Source organism: Enterobacter sp. DN (assembly GCF_046054285.1).
Classification (GTDB): Bacteria; Pseudomonadota; Gammaproteobacteria; order Enterobacterales; family Enterobacteriaceae; genus Enterobacter; species Enterobacter hormaechei_C.
The window spans coordinates 65,518-88,834 of record NZ_JBJJTG010000008.1; the positions used below are offsets into that span (position 1 = coordinate 65,518).

The following is a 23,317-nucleotide window of genomic DNA, read 5'->3' on the forward strand; positions in this document are numbered from 1 at the left end:
TTTACTCCTTCTCGTTGACCTCTGGCAGCTGCCAGAAATCGAAAAAATTAAACCAGTCGAGCGGCGACAAGAGCGCGTAATGCTCCAGCCGCTGCGCATAGCGGTCGACGGTCTGCTGTAGCGCCTGCTGGCGTTCGCCGCGCGGCAGCAGCAGCGGGTCGGCAAACGGCTCGCAGTGCAGGGTCAGCTTTCCCTGCTGACAGAGGGCAAAAATCAGCACCACCGGGCAGCGCAAAATGGACGCCAGGATAAACGGCCCCTGCGGGAACGGCGCGGGCTGGCCCATAAATTCGCTCCATATCACCCGCCAGCTACCGCCGCGCTGCGGGGTGACGGCGATGCGATCGCCCACGATCGCCACCCATTCGCCGCGATCCAGCTTCTCTTTAATGAGGATCGCAGTCTCCGGGCCAATGTCGGTGACCGGCATCAGGTGAATGCCCGCCTGCGGTGCCATCTCCTCCATCACCTGCTTAAAGCGTCTGGCGTTGTCGCTGAAGACCAGCGCGTTGATGGTTTTCGCCCCTTCGCGCTGGGCCAGCGCCCGGCAGGCTTCCACATCGCCAAGATGCGACGCGAGCAGCAGTTTGCCCTGAGGATCGTCGAGCCCCAGCGCCTCCTGCGCGCCTGGCGCAAAGACCAGATCGCGATGGAGTTTCATTTCGCCGCGCCAGCTGGCCACTTTATTCAGCATGGCATGACCGAAGCGCAGGAAGTGGGAAAAACTGTTAAGCCGTGCGGGTTGCGGCATTTGCCGCTGTGCCATCACCGTTTTAACCTGCGCCAGCCACTGCTGCGACGCCTGACGCGCAGAGCGGGCGGTCAGCCAGTAGACGGCGGTAACTGGCCACAGCAGGGCGGTAAACGCCTTTCGCCCCAGCAGCTGCCAGACGCACAGCATCAGGCGCATGCCCCATAATCCTTTCACCTCCTGCTGCTGCGCCCAGTGCTGCGAGCGGCGACGCATCAGCAGGGAAGGAATGCGCGGCAGCATGCCAAGAAACAGACGGGTATGCATCAACGAGATGCGCACGTTGTCTTTCAGGGCATCGAAATGGGATACCCCGTCCGGCGGATAGGTCACGCGGGTGGGTAGAAAATAGCTGGTGTTGCCCTGCCAGTAGAGGCGCACCATCACTTCGGTATCAAAATCCATTCGCCTGCCGAGCGGCGTGGTTGCTGCAAGGCGCAGAACCGGGGCTATCGGGTAAACGCGAAACCCGCACATACTGTCTTTCAGTTGCAGGGAGAGGGTTTCAATCCAGACCCAGACGTGCGTTATCCAGCGCCCGTACAGGCGCGAACGGGGGATTGAGTCATCGTAAACGGGCTGCCCGGAAATGAGCGCATCGGGATGACGCCCGGCCAGCGCCAGCAGTTTGGGAATGTCCTCGATAGCGTGCTGGCCGTCAGCGTCCACCTGAACGGCGTGGGTGAAGCCGCGATCGGCGCAGGCTTTCAGCCCCTGCATCACCGCCGCGCCTTTGCCGCTGTTTTCGGCCAGCCGCAGCAGCGTGACCTGCGGACGATCCGCCGCCAGCGCTTCAAGCGTGCGGCGCGTGGTTTCATCGCTGCCGTCGTCCACCACCAGACAGGGCAGTTCGAAAGGCGCCAGGCGCGCCAGCACCGAAGCCATCATCGCCCCGTGGTTGTAGCAGGGGATCAGCACGCAGGGACGGAAGGTTACTGACATAAGCGAATCTTCCCGCTGCTGGCGGTGTGGCGCTCGTTACCCGCATGGCGCTGGTAGCTAAAGGTCAGCAACTGGCGTTCAGGCTGCCAGGCAAGGAGCAGCGTGACCGTGTTCTCCGGCAACAGCGGGGCGGCGAACTTCACGTTCTGAATACTGTGAAAACGGTAGCCCGGCGCCAGCGCGGCAGCGTAATGCATTACCCAGTCGAGCTGGGCCACGCCCGGCAGCAGCGGCTGTACGGCGAAATGTCCCTTAAACCAGAGCAGGTCAGGATCAAGATAAAGGATTATCTCCAGATGCTGTGGATCGGGCTGGAGGCGCCCGATTTCAGGGATCTTCATGAAACAACTCCTGTAGCTGCGTAGTCACGCGCTTGTTCATGCTGTTGACCGGGATTTCATCAACGATCCGCCAGTAGCGCGGTACGGCAACCGGTTCAAGCCAGGGGCGAAGGGCGAGTCGCCAGGCGAACTCCTGCGCTTTTTTGCCCTGTTCATCCCGCCGTTGACGCGCGGCGTCGTTTAATACCAGCAGCGCGCCAATGCCCTGACGCCCGCCGCGCGTCACCGTCAGCGCGGCGGCCTCGCGGATGCCGTCCAGCGCCAGCAGGCGGCGCTCAATGTCATCGAGTGAAATGCGCTTATCTTCAATTTTGACCACCCGACCACGGCGCCCGACGAGGCTGAACTGCCCGTCAGCCGTGAAGTGCAGGATATCATCCAGCACGATTCCCTCCGCCTCGGGGATCAGCGGCGAGATCACGCGATCGCCGTGAAACGTCACGCCGGGGAAAGGCTGCCAGCGGGTGCTTTCCTCCTGACGGTAGCGCCAGGCCATTACGCCCGTTTCCGTGCTGCCGTATATTTCATCCGGCCAGACGTTGAGCCAGGCCTGAACCGCGGCGACCTCCTGCCAGGGCAGCGCGCCGCCGGCGGAGACGAGCAGGTTGACGGGGGGCGGCGTCAGCGACGCGTCCAGCCGCTTGAGAAACGCCGGACTGCTGATGAAAAGGTAGCGTTTATCGTCGGGAAGGGCAGAGAGCTGCTCGGCATAGTTGAGCAGGCTGGCATGCAGCGGCAGGCCGAGCGCCATGGGTAAGACGACACGAAACGTCAGGCCATACAGGTGGTGCAGCACCACGGAAGCCACGACGTGACAGCCCGCCAGACGCTCGCCAAAATGCGCCGCCAGCAGACGAGCCTCACGATCCAGGCTGACCACCGGCTTACTCACCCGCTGCGGCGTGCCGGTCGAGCCGGAGGTGTAAAGCTCGATCGTACGCATCTCACCGATGGCAGGCAGCGGTGAAAAGGGATGGCCTGCCCGCTGCGCGGAAGCCACCCGCAGCTGTCGCCCCTGAAAATCGAGTGTGGTGTCGCTCAGGACGCCGCTGAACAGCGCCCGCTGTTCGTTAAGCTGCGCCGCCCGGCTGTGCCCGGGGAGGACCGGCGTTTTACCCGCATGCAGCGTCGCCAGCAGCGCGACAATAAACAGATAGCCATTTTCGATGCACAGCGCCCAGCGCTCGCCATCTTCACGACGCAGCGTGTCGACCAGCTGAGTGACGTCGTGGCGCAGATCGCCAAGCGTCCAGAGATGGTCGTCCTGCCAGGCGACAGGGGTGTCGTCAGGGCGGGGCGCACTGAGCCACTGGCTAAGCGGAAGAGGGTTAAGCATCGTTTTTCATCACCCGTTGTCGCACCACCCACTCGCCAGCCATCAGCGTGCCCATCAGGAGATAGGCAATCATCCCGTTCCACAGCGTCCACAGACGGATATCGGCGTGTAATACGGTAAACAGCGCGATCGCCCCGCTGATAATAAAAAAGCCGCACCAGACCTGGGTAACCCGGCGCGTGTAACGTACCCCGACGGGGGAGAGATCCGGTTCACGCAGGCGCGCCAGCCGTTCAACGACAGGCATTGACGTCCACAGCGAACCGCCAAACACCACCAGCATCACCAGATTCACCACCACCGGATATAACAGCACCCACTGGTGCGCGTGCAGGACGTAGCTCGCCGCGCAAAGCGCTATGCCGGCCAGCGCCACGCTCACGAACAGATAACGCAGGGGGCCGCCCTGCCGACGGGCCTGGCAGACGCGCATCAGCAGCACCAGCGCCATCACGGGCAGTATCCCGTGCAGGCTATTATTCGCCAGCCCGAAGCCGATCAAAAACGGCCATGCCAGCAGCATCAGCCCCGTCAGGGCGGGAAGAACTGGAATCGAACGCACGTTACGCGTCGCGCTGAAGCTGTTCCACAACGTCCACGACGTCCTGCACCGTGCGCACCGCTTTGAAGGTTTCGGGCTTGATTTTATGGCCCGTTTTCTTTTGCAGGTGCACCACCATATCGACGGCATCAATGCTGTCGAGGTCCAGATCCTCGTAAAGACGTGCCTCAGGGGTAATATCCTCCGGGGCGATTTCAAACAGCGTAATAAGAAGCGCAGAGACTTCCTGATAAATCGTTTGTTGTTCTGTCATAGCGGTCATTCTCAGGCGCGTTGTTGATGGATAAAAGCCGCGAGCGTGGCAACGGAATAGAAGTGCTGACGCATCTCGTCACTTTCGGCAGAAAGCACTACGCCGTACTGATTTTTTACCGCCAGCCCCAGCTCAAGGGCGTCGATTGAGTCCAGACCGAGGCCGTCGCCAAAGAGCGCGGCGTCTGTATCAATATCCTCTGGGGTAAGTTCTTCCAGATTCAGCGTAGAGATAATGAGATTCTTAATTTCAAGATAGAGCGCTTGCATCTTTCGTTCCTGACAAAGATTGAAGACCGGTTGTTAACTGATGCTGCATATACCGGTTTAACTGCCTTGCTGCCAGCGCGGGTTCGTGCTGACTCGCATCATAAAAATCATGAATGTTGATGCGTTCGCGAACATCCACGGTGAAAACAGGTTTGTTGGGGGGCACGTTATACCAGCTGCTCTGTTTATCAAGCATCCGTTCGCTACAGTGGATCACCACCACGCGCACGGCGCTGTTGCAGCGAACGGCGATATTCGCCGCCCCACGTTGCAGGGTCATGGCTTCCCCCACCCGGGTGCGGGTGCCTTCAGGGAAGATAAGCAGGGTATCGCCCTGGGCCAGACGCTGCTGGCTTGCGGCAAGCAGCGTGTCGGCTTCGCTGTTAATCAGATAGTCAGCCGCGCGGATCACGCCGCTGACGAACGGGTTACGCAGCAACGCGCTTTTCACCAGACAGTCGGTTTCGTTCATCACCGACGCCAGTAGAACGTAGTCCAGCAGCGAGGGATGATTCGCAATCACCAGACAGCCCCGCTCGGCGCGCAGAACGTCCAGGTTGTTGAAACGGTAATCCAGTACCCCTGCACCGCGTACCACCGCGAGGAACAGGCGAAAACTGGCAGAAATAGTGCGGCGTGCCAGGCGGCGACGTTGAGTGCGGTCGCGCTGGAAAATCAGCAGCAGGTTAAACCACACCAGCGACAGCGTCAGCCCGCCGAGGCCGAACAGGACGAAGCACAATCCGGTCATGAGCATCCGCCATATCCGATCGAGGCGGGAACGTAACCCTCTCATTGGCGCGTCCATTGCCACAGCAGGCGCTCGCCCGGCAGGGTAAACTGGCGCTCGTCCCGCAGGTAATGGCGCAGGAACTGGAGGCTTTGCGGCAGCGCGGGCTCTTCAGGCGTGCGGTTGACGTGCGTTTCACAGCTGAGCGTATTTCCCGCCTCAATCACCAGCGCCAGCGCGTAGGGCCAGACGGGCATCTGCGGCGGCAGCCCGGCGTGATAAAAATCAGGCAGCAGACCGTCGAAATCCACCAGCAACACGCGGGAGTAGCCCGCATGCAGCAGGCTCAGCACGTCGCACAAGCTCTGCTGGAAGGTATCCATACCGGCGGAAACCGACGAAGAGACAACAGGCTGACGCGCGGCGATAGTGAGATTGCCGACCGCCGAGTTGTGTACCGACATGGCAAAATCGGTGGGGGAAACGGGCTGTTCTGCCGCCAGGGCCTGGAGAATACGGAAATTGCGCTCCAGCTCCCCATGACGGCTGCTGTAGACGACGGCATCGATGCGGTGTTTGCGCAGCATCATCAGGCCAAGATCGACGGCCAGCCTGCTGCCTGAATTCAGGCGGCGGGCGGTCATCATCGGCAGATCGGTCAGTTTCGCCAGCGGTGCAGCGGGATCGATGGCGTCAGACCGGCGTGACCATGCCTGCCATTCGTCGGCATCGCTGAGTCCTGGCGCTCTTGCCTGCCAGTCGATAAGGGTAAGTGTAAATTTCATCTACGCGCGTCCGCGATAAACCTGTTTCTGTGACTTTTTCTTCGCCAGCGCGATTTGCTGCGCACATCGTACAATGTTGTCGTCGCGCTGGCGAATAAACGTCACTTTTGACCCTTTCCACCCGGTTATCCCGGCAAACGGCTTTTTGGCCGACCCGGACCCAGAAGAATGGCGAGTTTACTGCCTCCTTTCGTGGTTTCCATCCAGATTTTACAGACGCTGGTGAGCGGCACGGAGAGCAGCATGCCCACCGGACCCAGCAGCCATCCCCAGATCAGTAACGATAAAAACACCACCATCGTCGACATGCCCAGACGGTGGCCCATCATGCGCGGCTCGAGAATGTTACCCAGCACCATATGCACGACAAGGAACAGCGCTCCTACCAGCATGCACTCATAAAAACCGTTAAACAGGAACGCCTGGATCATCGGCGGAACGGCGGAAAGCACCGCGCCGATATTGGGTACGTAGTTCAGTAAAAACGCCAGCACGCCCCACATCAGCGCGAATTGCACGTCCAGCAGTACCAGCCCCAGCCAGACGATCACGCCGGTCCACAGGCTTAACAGCGTTTTCAGCGCCAGATACTTGGATACGCCCTTCAGCGCGCGGTGCAAGCCGGCAATGTGGATCTGAGGATTGTTCAGGGCAAAACGCAGTTTATACGGCACGTGGCGCACTTCGAACAGCATAAACACCACCGTCATCACCAGCAGCAGAATGCTGGCCATTGCCCCGGAAAGCCCGGTCATCAACGTGGTGGCGTAGGTCATCACCTTCTCGGAATCCATCCGACGCAGCATCCGTTCCGGTGAGATATGCAGATTCACGAACGGCAACGTGCGCTGAAGATCGACCAGCTTGCGCGTCAGCTCTTTATTGTACTGCGGCAGCATGGTGGAAAATTCGCTCAGCGAGGCGGCGAGCACGCCGAACAGCGCCGTCAGGACAACCAGCATCACCATCACCACGATGGTAATCGCGACCGGGCGGCTGATGCCCCGGCGTAAAAACCATGTCACTAGTGGGTTGAGCACAATGGCGAAAAACAGCGCCAGCAGAAGCTGAACAATGATATCCGCCGCCGCGTGGATACCCGCAAGGATAACCACCAGGCAGGCAAGTTTTAATAAAATATGAAGTCCGGCTTTGTCGGGCGGGCTGGCAGTCATAAGAATTCCTTTTTCCGGGGGGCGTGTTAATTGTAGTGCGCCGGATGGGCTTCGTCTGGCGTGTTAGTCTGAAAGTCGTGGCAAAAAAATGGCCCCCGGCGCAAGCGACGGAGGCCACGGCATCCTGGTGAACGATTACTGGATCACAAGGGTGTTAATGATGTTTTCAGCGGCGGTCTGCGCTTTCTGCTGATTGTCTGCCGGCAGGGTGATCTGCATGGTCAGCAGTTTATTGTCCACCTTACCGAGCACCACGGAGGAGTACGCGGTCTGGCCTTTGGCAGAGATGATGCTGTCCAGCTGTTGCAGCGTGTGGCCTTTCAGTTCAACAGACTTGTTGGTGACCACCTGAAGCTGCGGGTCGCGGCTGCGCTGCTGATCTTCCAGGCGTTTGGCCAGCACGCCCAGATCTTCGCTGGTATCGTCACCGACGATCACAATCACCGCTTTTTGGCCGGTGGCATCGGAATAGACGTGCATATTGTTCGCCTGGGTACCCAGCTTACCGCTCTGGTCGGTCATGTCCGCAGGCAGAGAGAAACTGAGTTTGCCATCCATCAGGCTCACCGGCTGACCGGTGGCGTTGCTTTCTGCTGACGCGCCCTGAGCAGGCGTTTTGGTGTCGCTGTTATCACAGGCTGCAAGGCCAACAACCAGCAGGCCAATCCCGACATATTTAACCAGATTGCGCATTGACTTCTTCCTTTCGATAAACGGCCATAACGGCTCATTCGTTCATCTTATCACAACTGATAAAGCGAACCCTTAACCTGCCTGCAATGCGGAGATTTCAGATTTATCTGCCAGCCTTTTCAGCAGCATATTCAACAGCACGCCGTACATCGGCAGGAAGAAAACCAGGCTGATAAGCACCTTAAAGGCGTAGTCCACCAGAGCGATTTCCATCCAGTGTTCTGCCATGAAGGCGTCCGGGCTGCGCCAGAAGGCGATGAAGAAGAAGGCCAGCGTATCGCTCACGTTACCGAACAGCGTGGAGGCCGTTGGTGCCATCCACCAGCGATGGTTTTGACGCAGGCGGTTAAACACGTGGACATCGAGGATCTGCCCCAGGGCATAAGCCATAAAGCTGGCGGTGGCAATACGCGCGACGAACAGGTTGAAGTGCGTCAGCGCTTCGAAGCCCTGCCAGCTGCCCATGTAAAACAGCGAGGAGATGGCGTAGGAGACAAACAGTGCCGGGATCATCACCGCAAAAATAATCCGCCGCGCCAGCGGTGCGCCAAAAATACGCACGGTTAAATCCGTCGCAAGGAAAATAAACGGGAAACTGAACGCGCCCCAGGTGGTATGGAAACCAAAAATGGAGATGGGCAGCTGTACCAGATAGTTACTGGAGATGATCACCAGCAGATGAAATAGCGAAAGCCAGAACAACGCCTTGACGCGCTGCGATTGTGTAAAGGAGTTCATATTGTACCTTTTTGATTAATATTTGGGGTGAGGGAACCCAATAAAGCCGCCGCATGATACTGCTTTGACGACACTTTGCAATGGCTAATTTTCACGCAATCGTTAACCTGGTTTGCATTGGCGATAGCGGGGCGTAAACTACAGCCGTTTTTACCTGAACGAGAAGAAAATGACCGACCTGTTTTCCAGCCCAGACCACACGCTTGATGCTCAGGGCCTTCGTTGCCCGGAGCCGGTAATGATGGTGCGTAAAACCGTCCGTAACATGCAGAGTGGCGAAACGCTGCTGATCGTCGCCGATGACCCGGCTACCACCCGTGATATCCCCGGCTTTTGTACCTTTATGGAACATGAACTGGTGGCGCAGCAAACCGAGACCTTGCCGTACCGGTATTTGATTCGTAAGGGGTAAGTGCGGCCTGATGTCCTCACCCTGACCCTCTCCCACGGGGCTGAGGGTTCCCCACAAAATAATGCCTGCACAGACGGCCCCCTCTCCCTTGAGGGAGAGGGCTGGGGTGAGGGGGAACATACGGCTCTGGTGGTCATTCCGTTCACGTTATGTTCCTTGCTACTCTGTCACGACATGACCGGTGAACGTGCCAGGGTGGCTCAGTCGCCACCACCCTGGCGACCCGGGCTCCCGGCGGAAAATCGCCGCTTCGCGGTACCTTCGGCTTATCGGGGACGGGCGGAGGTAACATCCCTGTAAAGCCCGCCCTCTCGGCGCATCCCTGCGCCTCGCCCCGGCCTACAGGAAACGCCTCAGCGATTTACAGCCGGACCGAGGCATCGCTGAAAGCCCTCAGTTATTCTGAGGCAACGTTATCGCTTTTGCTTTCAAATTACTGGGGAACCCTCTCCCACGGGGAGAGGGAGAAAACCGTTCTAAACCATCGTTTCAAAATTTCGCGCTTTTTGTGAGGCGCTTCACCCTCCCTTTTCCAGCCGTAGTCTAATTTTTAAGCGTCAAAAACTAAAACATCGTTTTAACGCTTATCTCACTACCCTGGAGTTGACTCAATGAAAACGACCCTCAAGCCGTTACTGGCCGCGCTGTGTCTGTCTGCTTTTGCCTGCACCGTTACTGCCCAGACCATCAAAGCCGCCGATGTGCATCCCGAAGGCTACCCGAACGTGGTGGCGGTTCAGCACATGGGTGAAAAGCTTAAACAACAAACCGACGGCAAGCTGGAGATCAAGGTCTTCCCCGGCGGCGTGCTCGGGGATGAAAAGCAGATGATTGAGCAGGCGCAGATGGGGGCGATCGACATGATCCGCGTCTCTATGGCGCCGGTGGCTGCCATCCTGCCGGATATCGAAGTGTTTACGCTTCCCTACGTATTCCGCGATGAAGACCACATGCACAAGGTGATCGACGGGGATATCGGCAAGCAGATTGGCGACAAACTCACCGCCAACCCGAAATCGCGTCTGGTCTTCCTCGGCTGGATGGATTCCGGTACCCGTAACCTGATCACCAAAGAGCCAATCGTCAAACCGGACGATCTGAAAGGGAAGAAAATCCGCGTGCAGGGTAGCCCGGTAGCCCTCGCCACGCTGAAAGACATGGGGGCAAACTCGGTGGCGATGGGCGTGAGCGAGGTTTACAGCGGCATGCAGACCGGCGTGATTGACGGCGCGGAGAATAACCCGCCGACCTTTATCGCCCACAACTACATGCCGGTTGCCAAAAACTACACCCTGAGCGGCCACTTTATCACCCCCGAAATGCTCCTCTATTCAAAAGTGAAATGGGACAAGCTCAGCGCCGACGAGCAGCAAAAGGTCCTGACTCTGGCCCGCGAGGCGCAGTTCGAGCAGCGTAAGCTGTGGAATGCCTACAACGACCAGGCGCTGGCAAAAATGAAAGCGGGCGGGGTGCAGTTCCACGACATCGACAAAACGGTGTTTATCAAGGCTACGGAGCCGGTGCGCGCCCAGTATGGCGACAAGCATCAGGATCTGATGAAAGCCATCGCTGACGTCCAGTAAACCGGAGTACGTATGTCCGAACTCTACCTGAAGTGGATGGACCGTCTGTACCTGCTCGCCATGACCGTAGCGGGCGTCTCGCTGCTGGTCATGACGATAGCGATCCCGATTGGCATCTTCTCGCGCTACGTGCTTAACCGCGGGGAATCCTGGCCGGAGCCGATCGCCATTATCTGCATGGTGACCTTTACCTTTATCGGCGCGGCGGTGGGGTATCGCGCCGGATCGCACATCGCGGTGAACATGCTCACCGACCGTCTTCCCGACATGCTGAAAAACCTCTGCGCTCGCGTGGTCGATCTGCTGATGCTGTTGATCTCCGCGCTGATGTTCTGGTACAGCCTCTGGCTGTGCGTCGACCTCTGGGAACAGCCCGTCGCGGAGTTCCCGCTTCTGACGTCCGGCGAAAGCTATCTGCCGCTGCCCGTCGGGTCGGCCATTCTGATCCTGTTTGTGATTGAACGCCTGCTGTTTGGCTCGCAGGAAAACCGTCCCGTCGTGCTCATCGGCAACCACAGCTAAGGGGTGAACAATGGATGCTTTCGTGTTGTTATTCACCCTCGCCATTTTGCTGGCGCTGGGTATGCCGGTGGCCTTTGCCGTGGGCTTAAGCGCCGTGGCGGGCGCGCTGTGGATTGATTTGCCGCTCGAGGCGCTGATGATCCAGATCACCAGCGGGGTGAACAAGTTTACCCTGCTGGCGATCCCGTTCTTCATCCTCGCCGGGGCGATCATGGCGGAAGGGGGCATCGCCCGACGGCTGGTGAATTTTGCCTACGTGTTTGTCGGCTTTATTCGCGGCGGGCTGTCGCTGGTGAATATCGTTGCGTCAACGTTCTTCGGCGCAATTTCCGGCTCGTCGGTGGCGGATACGGCGTCTATCGGCAGCGTGATGATCCCGGAGATGGAGAAGAAGGGCTATCCGCGCGAATACGCGGCGGCGGTGACGGCCAGCGGGTCGGTGCAGGCGATCCTGATCCCGCCCAGCCACAACTCGGTGATTTATTCCCTGGCGGCAGGGGGAACGGTCTCCATCGCCACGCTGTTTATCGCGGGCGTGCTGCCGGGGCTGCTGCTGGGGCTGTGCCTGATGATCCTCTGTCTCGGATTCGCCCACAAGCGCGGTTACCCGAAGGGAGAGAAAATTCCGTTTAAGCAGGCGGTGAAGATTTTACTCGATGCCCTGTGGGGGCTGATGACGGTGGTGATTATCCTCGGCGGGATCTTGTCCGGGATATTCACGGCAACCGAATCCGCCGCCGTGGCCTGTCTGTGGGCGTTCTTCGTTACTATGTTCATCTACCGCGATTATAAGTGGAGCGAGCTGCCGAAGCTGATGTGCCGGACGGTGAAAACGGTCACTATCGTGATGATTTTAATAGGCTTTGCCGCGGCGTTTGGCGCAGTGATGACCTATATGCAGCTGCCGACGCGCATCACCGAGTTCTTCACCTCGCTCTCCGATAATAAGTACGTGATCCTGATGTACCTCAACGTCATGCTGCTGCTGATTGGCACGCTAATGGACATGGCGCCGATCATCCTGATCCTGACCCCGGTACTGCTGCCGGTGACCAACTCGCTGGGGATCGATCCGGTGCATTTCGGAATGATCATGATGGTGAACCTGGGGATTGGGCTGATCACGCCGCCGGTCGGGTCGGTGCTGTTCGTGGCGAGCGCGGTGAGTAAGCAGAAGATCGAGCACGTGGTGCGGGCGATGCTGCCGTTTTACGGTATGTTGCTGGTAGTGCTGGGGATGGTGACGTACATCCCGGCGATATCATTGTGGTTGCCGGGGGTGCTAGGGATGCAGTGACGCCGTTTTATGCCGGGTGGCGGCTACGCCTTACCCGGCCTACGGTTACGGTTCGGAGATGTTGTAGGCCCGGTAAGGCGTAGCCGCCACCGGGCGTTTTTACCGACGGCGCAACAGCCGCAACGCGTTCGCCGTAACCAGCACCGTCGCCCCCGTATCCGCCAGTACCGCCAGCCACAATCCGGTCATGCCGAGCAGCGTGGTGACCAGGAAAATCCCCTTCAGACCCAGCGCAATGCCGATGTTCTGCCGAATATTGGCCCGCGTCGCCCGCGCAAGATCTATCATCTGCGCCAGCCCGGTCAGGCGGTTGTGCGTCAGCGCCGCGTCGGCGGTCTCCAGCGCCACGTCGGTGCCGCTGCCCATCGCAATGCCGATGGTGGAAGCCTTCATTGCCGGGGCATCGTTTATCCCGTCCCCGACCATCGCCAGCGGGGCATGACCGTTCAGCTCGGTTACCGCGCTGACTTTATCCGCAGGCAACAATCCGGCCTTAAACTCCAGCCCCAGCTCGCCAGCAATCGCCGCCGCCGCGCGCGGGTTATCACCGGTCAGGATCACGCCCTGTACCCCCAGCCTGTGCAGCGCGTCGACGGCGTCTTTCGCATCGTCACGCAGGGTGTCGCGCAGCGCCAGCATGCCCATCGGCACACCGTCCTGCATCACGGCAACAACCGTCTGCCCGGCCTGCTCTAATGCCTCAACCTGTGGATTCGGGAACGCGCCTGCCGCGGCGATCAGCACTTTTTTGCCTTCGACCACAGCCTCAATCCCTGACCCGACCAGCGCTCGCTGGGCGGTTGCCGGAGGGATGGTCAGCCCGCGCCCCTTCGCTTCACGCACAATCGCCTGCGCCAGAGGGTGGGTGGACCCCTGTTCAACGGCGGCGGCCAGTATAAGCAACTCGTCTTCACTGATGTCCTGCGGATACACGCCGGTCACCTGCGGCTTGCCAACCGTCAGCGTGCCGGTTTTATCGAAGGCGATGTGCTGAACCTGGCTCAGCTGTTCCAGCGCCGCGCCGCCCTTAATCAACGCCCCGCGCCGCGCCGCCGCCGCCAGCCCTGAGGTAATCGCCGCCGGGGTGGATATCACCAGCGCACACGGGCAGCCGATCAGCAGCAGCGTCAGCCCTTTGTAAATCCAGCCCTCCCACGGCGCGCCGAAGAACAGCGGCGGGACGACGGTGACCAGCAGCGCCACCAGCATGATGGCGGGGGTGTAAATCCGGCTGAAGCGATCGATAAAGCGTTCTACCGGCGCGCGGCGCTCCTCGGCTTCTTCTATCAGCCTGAGGATGCGGTCGATGGCGCTGTAGCCCGGTTCGGAAAGGACCGTCAACTGCACCAGTCGGTCGACGCTGGTGGCGCCCGCAGGCACCTTTTCACCTGCCGCGCGCGCTACCGGGATGGATTCCCCGGTCAGGGCGCTTTCGTCAAAGCTCGCGGTGGCGGTAATGAGGGCCCCATCGGCTGGCAGACGTCCGCCTGCGGGCACTTCAATCACGTCGCCCGGGCGCAGGGTATTGATGGCGACCGTTTCACGCTGACCATGAATAACCCGCGTGGCGGTTTCCGGCTTCAGCGCCATCAGCGCGCTCACCCCTTTACGCGCCCGGCTCGCCGCCCAGCCCTCAAGGCGTTCGCCAATTAAGAACAGCAGCAGCACCATCGCCGCTTCGGCCGTCGCGCCAATAAACAGCGCCCCGATAGCCGCCACGCTCATCAGCGTTTCGATGGCAAACCAGCTGCCGCTTCTCATCAGACGCAGCGCCTGACGCGCAATCGGGAACAGGCCAACCAGCGTGGTGGCGATAAACGCCAGGTTGCCGAACGGGTGGTTGATTTGCTCCAGCCCCCAGCTCAGGGCCATCATGATGATGAGGGTAATGAGCGGCAGATTTTCTTTTAGCGGGGACGTTTTTTCTGCGGGCGCCGTTTCGCTGCGCAGGGTATAACCCGCTTTGCTGACGGCGGCTTCAACCTGTCTGCTGACGTCGTTTTCGGCGCTGACCAGCAGCTTTTCGGTAGCGAACAGCACCTGAACGTGTTTCACACCCGGCACCTGCTTCACCGCATTTTCCACTTTGCGGGCGCAGGCCGCGCAGTCCATGCCGTTGACCACCCAGCTGTAGTGATTGCCGTTTTCAGGCAGCGCTTCGGTCCGGGTTTCGCACGCGCCCTCGCAGCAGCAGTCCTCTTTTGGCGGAACCGGGCTGAGCTTAAGTGCCGAGAATTGGGGAACTTTTTTAGGTATTTCTGGAGTCGACATGGCAGTCTCCGGTAATGATAATTTTCTCATTAACCGCAGCATACACTCTGGAGTCGACTCCAGAGTCAAGCGTTATTTAGATATACAGCGAACGCACAATCAGGAAGTGTCCGGCAAAGTAACAGGCGGCGGAAATCGCATTATCCGCACGGAAGCGGCGGCGATAGTGGCTGCCCAGCCAGACGATATTACCCAACAGCAACAGTGCGGCACCGAAGAACGCGGACATCGCAGGCGCTGTCGGACGGAAGAACCACAGCTCGCCCGCCAGCCACACCATCACCAGCGTCATGGCGATAAACGTACAGACCGGCAGACGCATCTCTTCCAGACGCGACCAGATCACCGCGATCAGCAGGGCGCCAATCACCAGCAGCACCAGCGGCAGCGGCCAGAAGAAGGAGAGCGTCATCTGGCTGGCAAAGTAGATGGTATAGAGCAGATGCGACAGGAAGAATGCCCCCACGGCGTACAGCAGGCGCTGGCGCGGCAGCAGGGTTAAGGCATCGCCAATCAGGGAAGCACACAGCCCCGCGAGGACAAGATAGCTAACGGCGTTAAACATCGGGGCCTGCCAGGCAAGCAACAGCAGGAGTAATAGCGTGACGGGTTTAAACAACCAGCGCTGCCAGGCTGGGCCACGGTAAGACGCATCGACGTAAAGCCATGCGGAAAAACAGACAGCGATAAATGACCAAAGCATATTAACTCCCTGTAACTGTTGAGGCTGAATGATCAGTTCCTGATCCAGTGTAGTGACGCGAGCGGGCGTTTGGCAATGCCGGGGCAGGCGAGGTATCCTAAATTCCGCATAATCTGATGGGATTTTTCAATGAGCAAGATGCCGCTGTTTTTCATTATCGTGGTGGCGATTATCATCATTGCCGCCTCGTTTCGCTTCGTGCAGCAGCGCCGTGAGAAGGCCGACAATGACGCCGCGCCGCTGATGCAAAAGCGCGTGGTGGTGACGAACAAGCGTGAGAAGCCGCTTAACGACCGCCGCTCCCGCCAGCAGCAGGTGACGCCTGCGGGCACAACGATGCGCTATGAAGCGAGCTTTAAGCCGGAAACCGGCGGGCTGATGATGACCTTCCGCCTGGAGGCGCAGCAGTACCACCAGCTGACGGTGGGGGAGAAAGGCACGCTGAGCTACAAAGGGTCGCGGTTTGAAGGGTTCATGGCGGAGCAGTAATCTGTTGATCGGCGCTGAGTCTTCTTACCAGTGCCGATCGTAAATTCAATAGATATATATAGCGTGGAGTAAATATAATTGTGGTTTATGTTTTATAAAAAATATTCTGTTTTATATTCCCATTAGTGACTTAAAATATCGTTTGCATCACTATCTTACCCAGCATTTCTTAATATGATCTTATCATTGTTATTGTATGAATATATAAATTTATAATTCAAATGGATAAGGTATTTAGATGGCGAATACAATGTGGTTGACGTTGAAGGGACAATCGCAGGGAATGATTTCTGCTGGATGTGCTTCGATAGATTCAATAGGGAATAAATCACAGCCTGCCCATCGAGATCAGATTATGGTCATGGCAATTAATCATGGAATGAGTCGGGCGCAAAATGTAAATCATCAGTGTTTGACGTTTATTAAACCTGTGGATAAATCCTCGCCGTTGTTGGGGAAAGCCATTACTGACAATGAAACGCTAAGCTGTGAATTTAGCTTTTATCGCACCAGTCAGACTGGTTTAAACGAATGCTATTACTCACTAAAACTGATTAATGCCAGAATATCCAGCTTCCATCTACAGGTGCCGCATACCATTGATGACAGTGCGGGTCAGCCAGAAGAAATGATCGAATTGTCATACGAATCTATTGCCTGGGAGCATCGTATTGCTGGAACCAGCGCCTACAGTATCTGGGATGAGCGAATTTTTTAAGGACCCATGATGGAAGGTTATAATGACTGGATAGGGGATCATCGTGAAGATATTCTCAGAGGAAATAACTGGCAGCGTAATTTGCGTTTCGAAAATGAAATCAAGCAGCTGAAAAATAGCCTGGGCAACAATGCCAACCACATTATGCTGCTCACGCCTGACGAGGCGCAGGGTGTGATTGACGATTTGTTAGGTAGTCAGCCTGTTGGCTTTTCTACTACCTATGCCGGTAACATCAAAGAGACGGTTTCTGCGACTAAGAATCTGTCGAAGCTATTTTCTTATCAGCAGGCCGGAAAGATTGTTTTCACTTTAAAAGGTCTTGGGATCAAAGCAACGCAGTATGCTTATCAGGGAAAAATGTATGTGAAGATTACGGGCTACCCTTCTCTGCGACGCATTCTTAACGGAACCCGTTACCGGATTAATCATCCCAAAGTGCTTGAGGTTGGCATTGGTAGCGTCGGGTTTCAAAACGGCATTATGTCAGGAGCCCGATTCTGCATCTGGTTTTCCGCATGCTGGCGGTTGGTTGAGTTGATCTTCAAATCTGACCATGACGTCGCCGCATTCCTGGGGAATGTGACGATGGATGTGGCGAAAGTTATTGTGGGGGTTTTTGTTTCGAGATTGGTTGGGGAAGGGATCTCGTTGGCTATATCACCATTTATAGCGAGTGTAGCTGTTCCGGTTTGGGGGCAAATAGTCTGTGTGGTTGTAATAGGTATAGCTATTGCCAATGCGCTCAATGGGCTGGACAAACAGTATGATTTATCAAACAAACTTATAGATTGTATAAAAAAGGGTATGAAAGAGCAGCAAAAAATCGCAGAGTGGAACGCTCGAAACTCAGTAAATGGTAGTTCATTTTACTGGGAGAATTACTGATATGAGCGTTAACATTAATCTTAATAAAATTAAAAGAAGGTGCTTTTTATTTTTCTGTATCTTCTTTTTTGGTGTTTTTGCTTGGGGTTTTTATTGGGCTAGCGTACCAGATATAACCGATATCATTGAATCCAGAAGCATTATTTATTTTTTTTGGGGTTCTTTTATTATGTTGTTTGTTTTCCCGGTTGCTTGTTGTTTCGTTTTGGTTATTGTCTATATGACTTTTACGAAAAACATGGAGCCACCCAGCTTCTTCGCCAAAGGCATTATCGTCGGTTTTCACGTTATCGGTGCAGGATTTGTTATTGGCAACATTCTCTCGTTTATCGTCATATTTTATCCCCTGGGAACCAACTATGTCTTATGTGAACGTCCAGGGCCCTTTTCGGGAACGTATTACACCAGAACGGAAGAGATTTGCACGCAGGTAAAATACTTGCTTAAAACAAGAGCCAGAGATATCAAAAAACTGAATGACCAGCTGGACGGCGTATCGTCACAGTGATGGTGTTTCGTAGGCCCGGCTCGCTGCGCGCCACCGGGCAATAGCGCACCTTACTTCTTCACCTGCGCCTTAAACTTTTTCATCCACACCAGCAGCTCAAACACGCCGAAAATAAACACCCGCAGCTGTTGCCAGCCGGTCATCGGTGGGCCATCTTTCGGCAGACCGTTTTTCAGCATCACCATCTGCAAGGCATGCATGAACGCGGTAAAAATCAGCGCCACGTTAATAAAGATATTCAGCGGGCGCGGGAACGGGTGCACCAGATTCAAAATCAAAAATGCCCAGACGCCCAGCATCAGTACGCGCCCTACGTTAATCAGTACTGGCATCGGATCCTCCTTGTGCCTGACGGTGATATAGACGATAAGCCACCTGGCCGGCGACCTTCTCGCGGTGCAGATCCCAGTGAACGGGAACGGGCGGCAGGCCATTTTCCACTTCGCTTTCAACGTAAATCAGCGCGTCGTCTGCCAGCCAGCCATTTTTTTCCAGCAACGATAATGTCTCTTCCAGCAGCCCTTTACGGAACGGCGGGTCAACAAACACCACGTTGAACGGCGTCCCCTGTTGGGCGAGGAAGCTCAGCGTGTTGGTATTCACCACTTTCGCGTTGGTTGCCTTCAGCGTAGCCAGATTTTGCTGCAACGTCTGCGCGACGCCGCGCTCCATCTCCAGCAGCGTGGCGCTGGCGGCATAACGCGACAGCGCTTCCAGCCCCAATGCACCGCTTCCGGCGAAGCAGTCCAGGCAGTTGGCGTCTACCATAGACGGGGCGAGCCAGTTAAACAGCGTCTCGCGAACGCGGTCCGTGGTGGGGCGTAAACCGGGGCTGTCCGGCACCGGTAATTTCCGGCCTCGCCACTGACCGCCGATAATGCGAATTTGACCGGCCGGGGCGCGGGTGGGTTTCTTCATCTCAGGAAAGCTCTGTTAACCATTGCCCTGCGATTGCGGGCGGTGATGTCAATTAAGTAAAGTGTTAGACTATTTCATCATTTTTTTAGCTTCCCTGTATATAGCGCCGCGAGGAGTGTAGTCGCAGATGGCAAAACAAAAAAAACGTGGCTTCTTTTCCTGGTTAGGTTTCGGTGAAAAAGAGCAAGAAACAGAACAGAAAACCGAAGAACAGCAGGTTGTAGAAGAGCCGTCGCAGCCTGAAACGCCTGTCGAAACCGCTGCGGTTGTCGAAGCGGAAGAGCCAGCCCACAGCAAAGAAGAGATTGAATCCTTTGCCGAAGAGGTGGTTGAGGTTACTGAACAGGTTCAGGAGAGCGAAAAACCAGAGCCGGTTATCGTTGAAACCCTTAACGAAGCGCCGCAGGCCACTATCGAACACGAAGAGCTGCCGCTGCCGGAAGAGGTGAAAGCTGAAGAGGTTTCTGCCGAAGAGTGGCAGGCCGAAGCGGAAGCCGTTGAAATTGTTGAGGCGGTGGAAGAAGAAGCGGCCCTTGAGCCAGAGTTGACCGACGAAGAGCTGGAAGCCCAGGCGCTGGCGGCGGAAGCGGCTGAAGAAGCGATCATCGTCGTGCCGGTGGAAGAGCAGGCCGAAGAAGAGATCGTTCAGGAGCAGGAAAAACCGACCAAAGAAGGTTTCTTCGCGCGCCTGAAGCGCAGCCTGCTCAAAACCAAAGAAAACTTAGGTTCCGGATTTATCAGTCTGTTCCGCGGCAAAAAGATCGACGACGATCTGTTTGAGGAGCTGGAAGAGCAACTGCTGATTGCGGACGTGGGCGTGGAAACCACCCGGAAGATCATCGCCAACCTGACCGAAGGGGCGAGCCGCAAACAGCTGCGTGACGCCGAGGCGCTGTACGGCCTGCTGAAAGACGAGATGGGTGAAATTCTCGCAAAAGTTGACGAACCGCTTAATATTGAAGGCAAAATGCCGTTTGTTATCCTGATGGTTGGCGTCAACGGCGTGGGCAAAACCACCACCATCGGCAAGCTGGCGCGCCAGTTTGAGCAGCAGGGCAAATCGGTGATGCTGGCGGCGGGCGATACCTTCCGTGCGGCAGCGGTGGAACAGCTTCAGGTGTGGGGCCAGCGCAACAATATACCGGTCATTGCCCAGCACACCGGCGCGGATTCCGCGTCCGTGATTTTCGATGCCATCCAGGCGGCGAAGTCGCGTAACGTGGACGTGCTGATTGCGGATACCGCAGGGCGTTTGCAGAACAAATCGCACCTGATGGAAGAGCTGAAGAAAATCGTTCGCGTCATGAAGAAGCTGGACGAAGATGCACCGCATGAAATTATGCTGACTATCGACGCCAGCACCGGACAGAACGCCATCAGCCAGGCGAAACTGTTCCATGAAGCGGTAGGACTGACCGGGATCGCGCTGACCAAGCTGGACGGTACCGCGAAAGGCGGGGTGATCTTCTCCGTGGCCGACCAGTTCGGCATTCCTATCCGTTACATCGGTGTGGGCGAGCGTATTGAGGATTTACGTCCGTTTAAAGCGGACGACTTTATTGAGGCACTATTTGCCCGAGAGGACTAACAATGATTCGCTTTGAACACGTCAGCAAGGCCTATCTCGGCGGGAGACAAGCGCTACAGGGGGTGACATTCCACCTCCAGCCAGGCGAGATGGCATTCCTGACCGGCCATTCCGGCGCGGGGAAAAGTACCCTGCTCAAGCTGATCTGTGGGATCGAGCGGCCAAGCGCCGGGAAAATCTGGTTCAGCGGCCATGAAATTAGCCGTCTTAAGAACCGTGAAGTGCCGTTCCTGCGTCGTCAGATTGGCATGATTTTCCAGGATCACCACCTGCTGATGGATCGCACGGTTTTCGATAACGTCGCGATCCCGCTGATTATTGCCGGCGCCAGTTACGATGATATCCGCCGTCGCGTTTCGGCGGCGCTGGATAAGGTCGGGCTGCTGGACAAAGCGAAGAACTTCCCGATCCAGCTCTCCGGCGGTGAGCAGCAGCGCGTGGGTATCGCCCGCGCGGTAGTGAACAAGCCTGCCGTTTTGCTGGCGGATGAACCGACCGGTAACCTGGACGATGCCCTCTCTGAAGGGATCCTGCGTCTGTTTGAGGAATTTAACCGCGTGGGGGTCACGGTACTGATGGCGACGCACGACATGGGGCTGATCTCCCGCCGTTCGTACCGCATGCTGACCCTGAGCGACGGGCATTTGCACGGAGGCCACGGTGAATAAGCGTGATGCAATGAACCAGATTCGGCAGTTCAGCAACCGGTTTGACCGTTTCCGCAAGCCTCAGGGCGGCGGGGACGGCAATCGCAATGCGCCTAAGCGTGCCAAAGCGGCACCGAAACCGAACTCCCGCAAAACCAACGTCTTTAACGAGCAGGTGCGGTACGCCTTCCAGGGCGCGTTGCAGGATCTGAAAAGCAAACCGCTGGCGACGTTCCTGACGGTGATGGTGATTGCCATCTCCCTGACGCTGCCCAGCGTCTGCTACATGGTTTACAAAAACGTAAACCAGGCGGCGTCCCAGTACTATCCGTCGCCGCAGATCACCGTTTATCTGGATAAAGCCCTCGACGATAACGCGGCGGCTCAGGTGGTGGGGCAGATTCAGGCCGAGCAGGGCGTGGAGAAGGTGAACTATCTTTCCCGCGATGAAGCGCTGGGTGAGTTCCGCAACTGGTCCGGATTCGGCGGCGCGCTGGATATGCTTGAAGAGAACCCGCTGCCCGCCGTGGCGGTGGTGATCCCGAAACTCGATTTCCAGGGCACGGATTCGCTCAACACCCTGCGCGACCGCATTACCCGCATTAACGGGATTGATGAAGTGCGCATGGACGACAGCTGGTTTGCCCGTCTTGCCGCCCTGACCGGGCTGGTAGGACGCGTGTCGGCGATGATCGGCGTGCTGATGGTGGCGGCGGTGTTCCTCGTCATCGGTAATAGCGTGCGCCTGAGCATCTTCGCCCGTCGCGATACCATCAACGTGCAGAAACTGATTGGCGCAACGGATGGTTTCATCCTCCGCCCGTTCCTTTACGGCGGCGCGTTATTAGGTTTTTCTGGTGCATTTCTTTCATTGATATTGTCAGAAATTTTGGTGATGCGGCTGTCGTCTGCCGTGACTGAAGTGGCGCAGGTTTTCGGAACTAAGTTTGATATCAGTGGCTTAGGGTTCGATGAGTGCCTGCTGTTGCTGCTGGTGTGCTCCATGATCGGCTGGGTGGCGGCATGGCTGGCAACGGTTCAACATTTACGCCACTTTACTCCCGACTAATAAAAGCGTGATATAATCTTTCCCTGCACCGAGATGTTCGCTTGCAGGGAAAGCGTCCCTGTTGTCTCTTCCCCTGTAATCATCTTCATGTCACATTTTGTGCGTAATTTATTCACTGTTGCACCTGGAACTTGTGGATAAAATCACTGTCTGATAAAAGAGTGAATGCTAATCTCGTTGCTCAAACGCTTTGGCATGGTTGTTGCCTGACGGGGACAACCTGGACCAGAAGAAACATTGAGAGGAATGAATGACCAAAGAAATGCAAACTTTAGCTTTAGCCCCTGTTGGTAACCTGGAATCTTACATCCGGGCTGCGAACACCTGGCCGATGTTAACGGCTGAGGAAGAAAAGGAGCTTGCTGAAAAGCTGCATTACCAGGGCGATCTGGAAGCAGCTAAAACGCTGATCCTGTCTCACCTGCGCTTTGTTGTTCACGTTGCTCGTAATTATGCGGGCTACGGCCTGCCGCAGGCGGACCTGATTCAGGAAGGTAACATTGGCCTGATGAAGGCGGTACGTCGCTTTAACCCGGAAGTGGGTGTGCGACTCGTCTCCTTCGCCGTGCACTGGATCAAAGCGGAAATTCACGAATACGTCCTGCGTAACTGGCGTATTGTGAAAGTCGCCACGACGAAAGCGCAGCGCAAACTGTTCTTCAACCTGCGTAAAACCAAGCAGCGTCTGGGCTGGTTCAATCAGGATGAAGTGGAAATGGTGGCGCGCGAGCTGGGCGTTTCCAGCAAAGACGTCCGCGAGATGGAATCCCGTATGGCCGCGCAGGACATGACGTTTGATATGTCTGCCGACGACGACGCGTCCGACAGCCAGCCGATGGCCCCGGTTCTGTATCTACAGGATAAAACCTCTAACTTTGCTGACGGCATTGAAGAGGATAACTGGGAAGACCAGGCGGCGAACAAGCTGACCTTCGCGATGGAAGGCCTCGACGAGCGTAGCCAGGATATTATTCGTGCCCGCTGGCTGGACGAAGATAACAAGTCCACGTTGCAGGAACTGGCCGACCGCTACGGCGTCTCCGCTGAACGTGTGCGTCAGCTTGAGAAAAACGCCATGAAAAAACTTCGCGCCGCTATCGAAGCGTAATTTCCGCGAAGTACACCGAGA

Annotated in this window: 27 protein-coding genes; 12 read left to right on the forward strand and 15 right to left on the reverse strand. The window is 56.9% G+C overall.

What is annotated here, in order from left to right:
• Position 1: 1 nt before the first annotated feature.
• The 11 genes from ACJTMZ_RS17625 to ACJTMZ_RS17675 all read right to left on the reverse strand — a co-directional run bounded on the left by ACJTMZ_RS17625 (position 2) and on the right by ACJTMZ_RS17675 (position 8,575).
• Complete coding sequence (locus ACJTMZ_RS17625; RefSeq protein ID WP_252011037.1) at positions 2–1,693, reverse strand: glycosyltransferase; 1,692 nt, start codon at positions 1,691–1,693, stop codon at positions 2–4.
• Positions 1,684–2,034: a hydroxymyristoyl-ACP dehydratase gene (locus tag ACJTMZ_RS17630; protein ID WP_252011034.1), complete on the reverse strand. Its 351-nt coding sequence runs from the start codon at positions 2,032–2,034 to the stop codon at positions 1,684–1,686. The genes ACJTMZ_RS17625 and ACJTMZ_RS17630 overlap by 10 nt, the downstream gene beginning before the upstream one ends.
• Positions 2,021–3,370: an AMP-dependent synthetase gene (locus ACJTMZ_RS17635; RefSeq protein WP_408626967.1), complete on the reverse strand. Its 1,350-nt coding sequence runs from the start codon at positions 3,368–3,370 to the stop codon at positions 2,021–2,023. Before ACJTMZ_RS17635 ends, ACJTMZ_RS17630 begins: the two co-directional genes overlap by 14 nt.
• The gene (locus ACJTMZ_RS17640) at positions 3,363–3,962 is read right to left on the reverse strand and encodes a hypothetical protein (RefSeq protein ID WP_252011032.1); all 600 of its coding nucleotides are present in this window, start codon (positions 3,960–3,962) and stop codon (positions 3,363–3,365) included. The genes ACJTMZ_RS17635 and ACJTMZ_RS17640 overlap by 8 nt, the downstream gene beginning before the upstream one ends.
• On the reverse strand, positions 3,934–4,185 hold the full coding sequence (locus ACJTMZ_RS17645) for an acyl carrier protein (protein WP_003861262.1): 252 nt from the start codon (positions 4,183–4,185) through the stop codon (positions 3,934–3,936). The genes ACJTMZ_RS17640 and ACJTMZ_RS17645 overlap by 29 nt, the downstream gene beginning before the upstream one ends.
• A gap of 11 nt (positions 4,186–4,196) precedes the next feature.
• Positions 4,197–4,454: a phosphopantetheine-binding protein gene (locus tag ACJTMZ_RS17650; protein ID WP_003861263.1), complete on the reverse strand. Its 258-nt coding sequence runs from the start codon at positions 4,452–4,454 to the stop codon at positions 4,197–4,199.
• The gene (locus ACJTMZ_RS17655; protein ID WP_252011031.1) at positions 4,435–5,250 is read right to left on the reverse strand and encodes a 1-acyl-sn-glycerol-3-phosphate acyltransferase; all 816 of its coding nucleotides are present in this window, start codon (positions 5,248–5,250) and stop codon (positions 4,435–4,437) included. Before ACJTMZ_RS17655 ends, ACJTMZ_RS17650 begins: the two co-directional genes overlap by 20 nt.
• Entirely contained in the window at positions 5,247–5,969 is a 723-nt protein-coding gene (locus ACJTMZ_RS17660; protein ID WP_017384119.1) for a beta-ketoacyl synthase chain length factor, read from the reverse strand. The genes ACJTMZ_RS17655 and ACJTMZ_RS17660 overlap by 4 nt, the downstream gene beginning before the upstream one ends.
• 125 nt (positions 5,970–6,094) lie before the next feature.
• Positions 6,095–7,144: an AI-2E family transporter gene (locus ACJTMZ_RS17665; RefSeq protein WP_032655401.1), complete on the reverse strand. Its 1,050-nt coding sequence runs from the start codon at positions 7,142–7,144 to the stop codon at positions 6,095–6,097.
• Between the two features lie 135 nt (positions 7,145–7,279).
• Positions 7,280–7,837: a DcrB family lipoprotein gene (locus ACJTMZ_RS17670; RefSeq protein WP_003861272.1), complete on the reverse strand. Its 558-nt coding sequence runs from the start codon at positions 7,835–7,837 to the stop codon at positions 7,280–7,282.
• A gap of 72 nt (positions 7,838–7,909) precedes the next feature.
• The gene (locus ACJTMZ_RS17675; protein WP_003861274.1) at positions 7,910–8,575 is read right to left on the reverse strand and encodes a 7-cyano-7-deazaguanine/7-aminomethyl-7-deazaguanine transporter; all 666 of its coding nucleotides are present in this window, start codon (positions 8,573–8,575) and stop codon (positions 7,910–7,912) included.
• 169 nt (positions 8,576–8,744) lie between these two features.
• Between ACJTMZ_RS17675 and tusA the strand changes: the two genes are divergently transcribed.
• The 4 genes from tusA (at position 8,745) to ACJTMZ_RS17695 (ending at position 12,389) form a co-directional block, all read left to right on the forward strand.
• Complete coding sequence (gene tusA, locus ACJTMZ_RS17680) at positions 8,745–8,987, forward strand: sulfurtransferase TusA (protein WP_000130627.1); 243 nt, start codon at positions 8,745–8,747, stop codon at positions 8,985–8,987.
• 611 nt (positions 8,988–9,598) lie between these two features.
• Positions 9,599–10,570 carry a TRAP transporter substrate-binding protein DctP gene (locus ACJTMZ_RS17685; RefSeq protein WP_252011030.1) on the forward strand — a complete coding sequence of 324 codons (972 nt, stop codon included), beginning with the start codon at positions 9,599–9,601 and terminating at the stop codon, positions 10,568–10,570.
• A 12-nt stretch (positions 10,571–10,582) separates the two neighbouring features.
• Entirely contained in the window at positions 10,583–11,092 is a 510-nt protein-coding gene (locus ACJTMZ_RS17690; RefSeq protein WP_047716443.1) for a TRAP transporter small permease, read from the forward strand.
• A gap of 10 nt (positions 11,093–11,102) precedes the next feature.
• Positions 11,103–12,389, forward strand: coding sequence for a TRAP transporter large permease subunit (locus tag ACJTMZ_RS17695; protein WP_252011028.1), 1,287 nt, complete (start codon positions 11,103–11,105; stop codon positions 12,387–12,389).
• Positions 12,390–12,488: 99 nt separating this feature from the next.
• On the opposite strand, the gene zntA is transcribed toward ACJTMZ_RS17695, so the two are convergent.
• Entirely contained in the window at positions 12,489–14,660 is a 2,172-nt protein-coding gene (zntA, locus tag ACJTMZ_RS17700; protein WP_252011027.1) for a Zn(II)/Cd(II)/Pb(II) translocating P-type ATPase ZntA, read from the reverse strand.
• A 76-nt stretch (positions 14,661–14,736) separates the two neighbouring features.
• The gene (locus ACJTMZ_RS17705) at positions 14,737–15,363 is read right to left on the reverse strand and encodes a lysoplasmalogenase (RefSeq protein WP_003861515.1); all 627 of its coding nucleotides are present in this window, start codon (positions 15,361–15,363) and stop codon (positions 14,737–14,739) included.
• 129 nt (positions 15,364–15,492) lie between these two features.
• Here ACJTMZ_RS17705 and ACJTMZ_RS17710 point away from each other — a divergent pair, with 129 nt between their 5' ends.
• The 4 genes from ACJTMZ_RS17710 to ACJTMZ_RS17725 all read left to right on the forward strand — a co-directional run bounded on the left by ACJTMZ_RS17710 (position 15,493) and on the right by ACJTMZ_RS17725 (position 17,966).
• Positions 15,493–15,852 (forward strand): DUF2500 family protein, encoded by a 360-nt coding sequence (locus ACJTMZ_RS17710; protein ID WP_252011026.1) that lies wholly within the window; start codon positions 15,493–15,495, stop codon positions 15,850–15,852.
• A 238-nt stretch (positions 15,853–16,090) separates the two neighbouring features.
• A complete protein-coding gene (locus tag ACJTMZ_RS17715) occupies positions 16,091–16,570 on the forward strand; it encodes an Hcp family type VI secretion system effector (RefSeq protein ID WP_045341613.1) in 480 nt (159 codons plus the stop codon).
• A 6-nt stretch (positions 16,571–16,576) separates the two neighbouring features.
• Entirely contained in the window at positions 16,577–17,458 is an 882-nt protein-coding gene (locus ACJTMZ_RS17720) for a hypothetical protein (RefSeq protein WP_227789233.1), read from the forward strand.
• A gap of 1 nt (position 17,459) precedes the next feature.
• Positions 17,460–17,966: a DUF1240 domain-containing protein gene (locus ACJTMZ_RS17725; protein WP_252011025.1), complete on the forward strand. Its 507-nt coding sequence runs from the start codon at positions 17,460–17,462 to the stop codon at positions 17,964–17,966.
• Positions 17,967–18,016: 50 nt separating this feature from the next.
• Here the strand turns inward: ACJTMZ_RS17725 and ACJTMZ_RS17730 are convergent, their stop codons facing one another.
• Complete coding sequence (locus ACJTMZ_RS17730; RefSeq protein WP_015571478.1) at positions 18,017–18,298, reverse strand: DUF1145 family protein; 282 nt, start codon at positions 18,296–18,298, stop codon at positions 18,017–18,019.
• Entirely contained in the window at positions 18,282–18,884 is a 603-nt protein-coding gene (gene rsmD / locus ACJTMZ_RS17735) for a 16S rRNA (guanine(966)-N(2))-methyltransferase (RefSeq protein ID WP_015571477.1), read from the reverse strand. The genes ACJTMZ_RS17730 and rsmD overlap by 17 nt, the downstream gene beginning before the upstream one ends.
• A 127-nt stretch (positions 18,885–19,011) precedes the next feature.
• Here rsmD and ftsY point away from each other — a divergent pair, with 127 nt between their 5' ends.
• The 4 genes from ftsY to rpoH all read left to right on the forward strand — a co-directional run bounded on the left by ftsY (position 19,012) and on the right by rpoH (position 23,296).
• Entirely contained in the window at positions 19,012–20,472 is a 1,461-nt protein-coding gene (gene ftsY, locus ACJTMZ_RS17740; RefSeq protein WP_252011024.1) for a signal recognition particle-docking protein FtsY, read from the forward strand.
• Between the two features lie 2 nt (positions 20,473–20,474).
• A complete protein-coding gene (gene ftsE / locus ACJTMZ_RS17745) occupies positions 20,475–21,140 on the forward strand; it encodes a cell division ATP-binding protein FtsE (protein ID WP_006812284.1) in 666 nt (221 codons plus the stop codon).
• Positions 21,133–22,188 (forward strand): permease-like cell division protein FtsX, encoded by a 1,056-nt coding sequence (ftsX, locus tag ACJTMZ_RS17750; protein ID WP_017384126.1) that lies wholly within the window; start codon positions 21,133–21,135, stop codon positions 22,186–22,188. The genes ftsE and ftsX overlap by 8 nt, the downstream gene beginning before the upstream one ends.
• 250 nt (positions 22,189–22,438) lie before the next feature.
• Complete coding sequence (gene rpoH, locus ACJTMZ_RS17755) at positions 22,439–23,296, forward strand: RNA polymerase sigma factor RpoH (RefSeq protein ID WP_000159624.1); 858 nt, start codon at positions 22,439–22,441, stop codon at positions 23,294–23,296.
• The last annotated feature ends 21 nt before the right edge of the window (positions 23,297–23,317 follow it).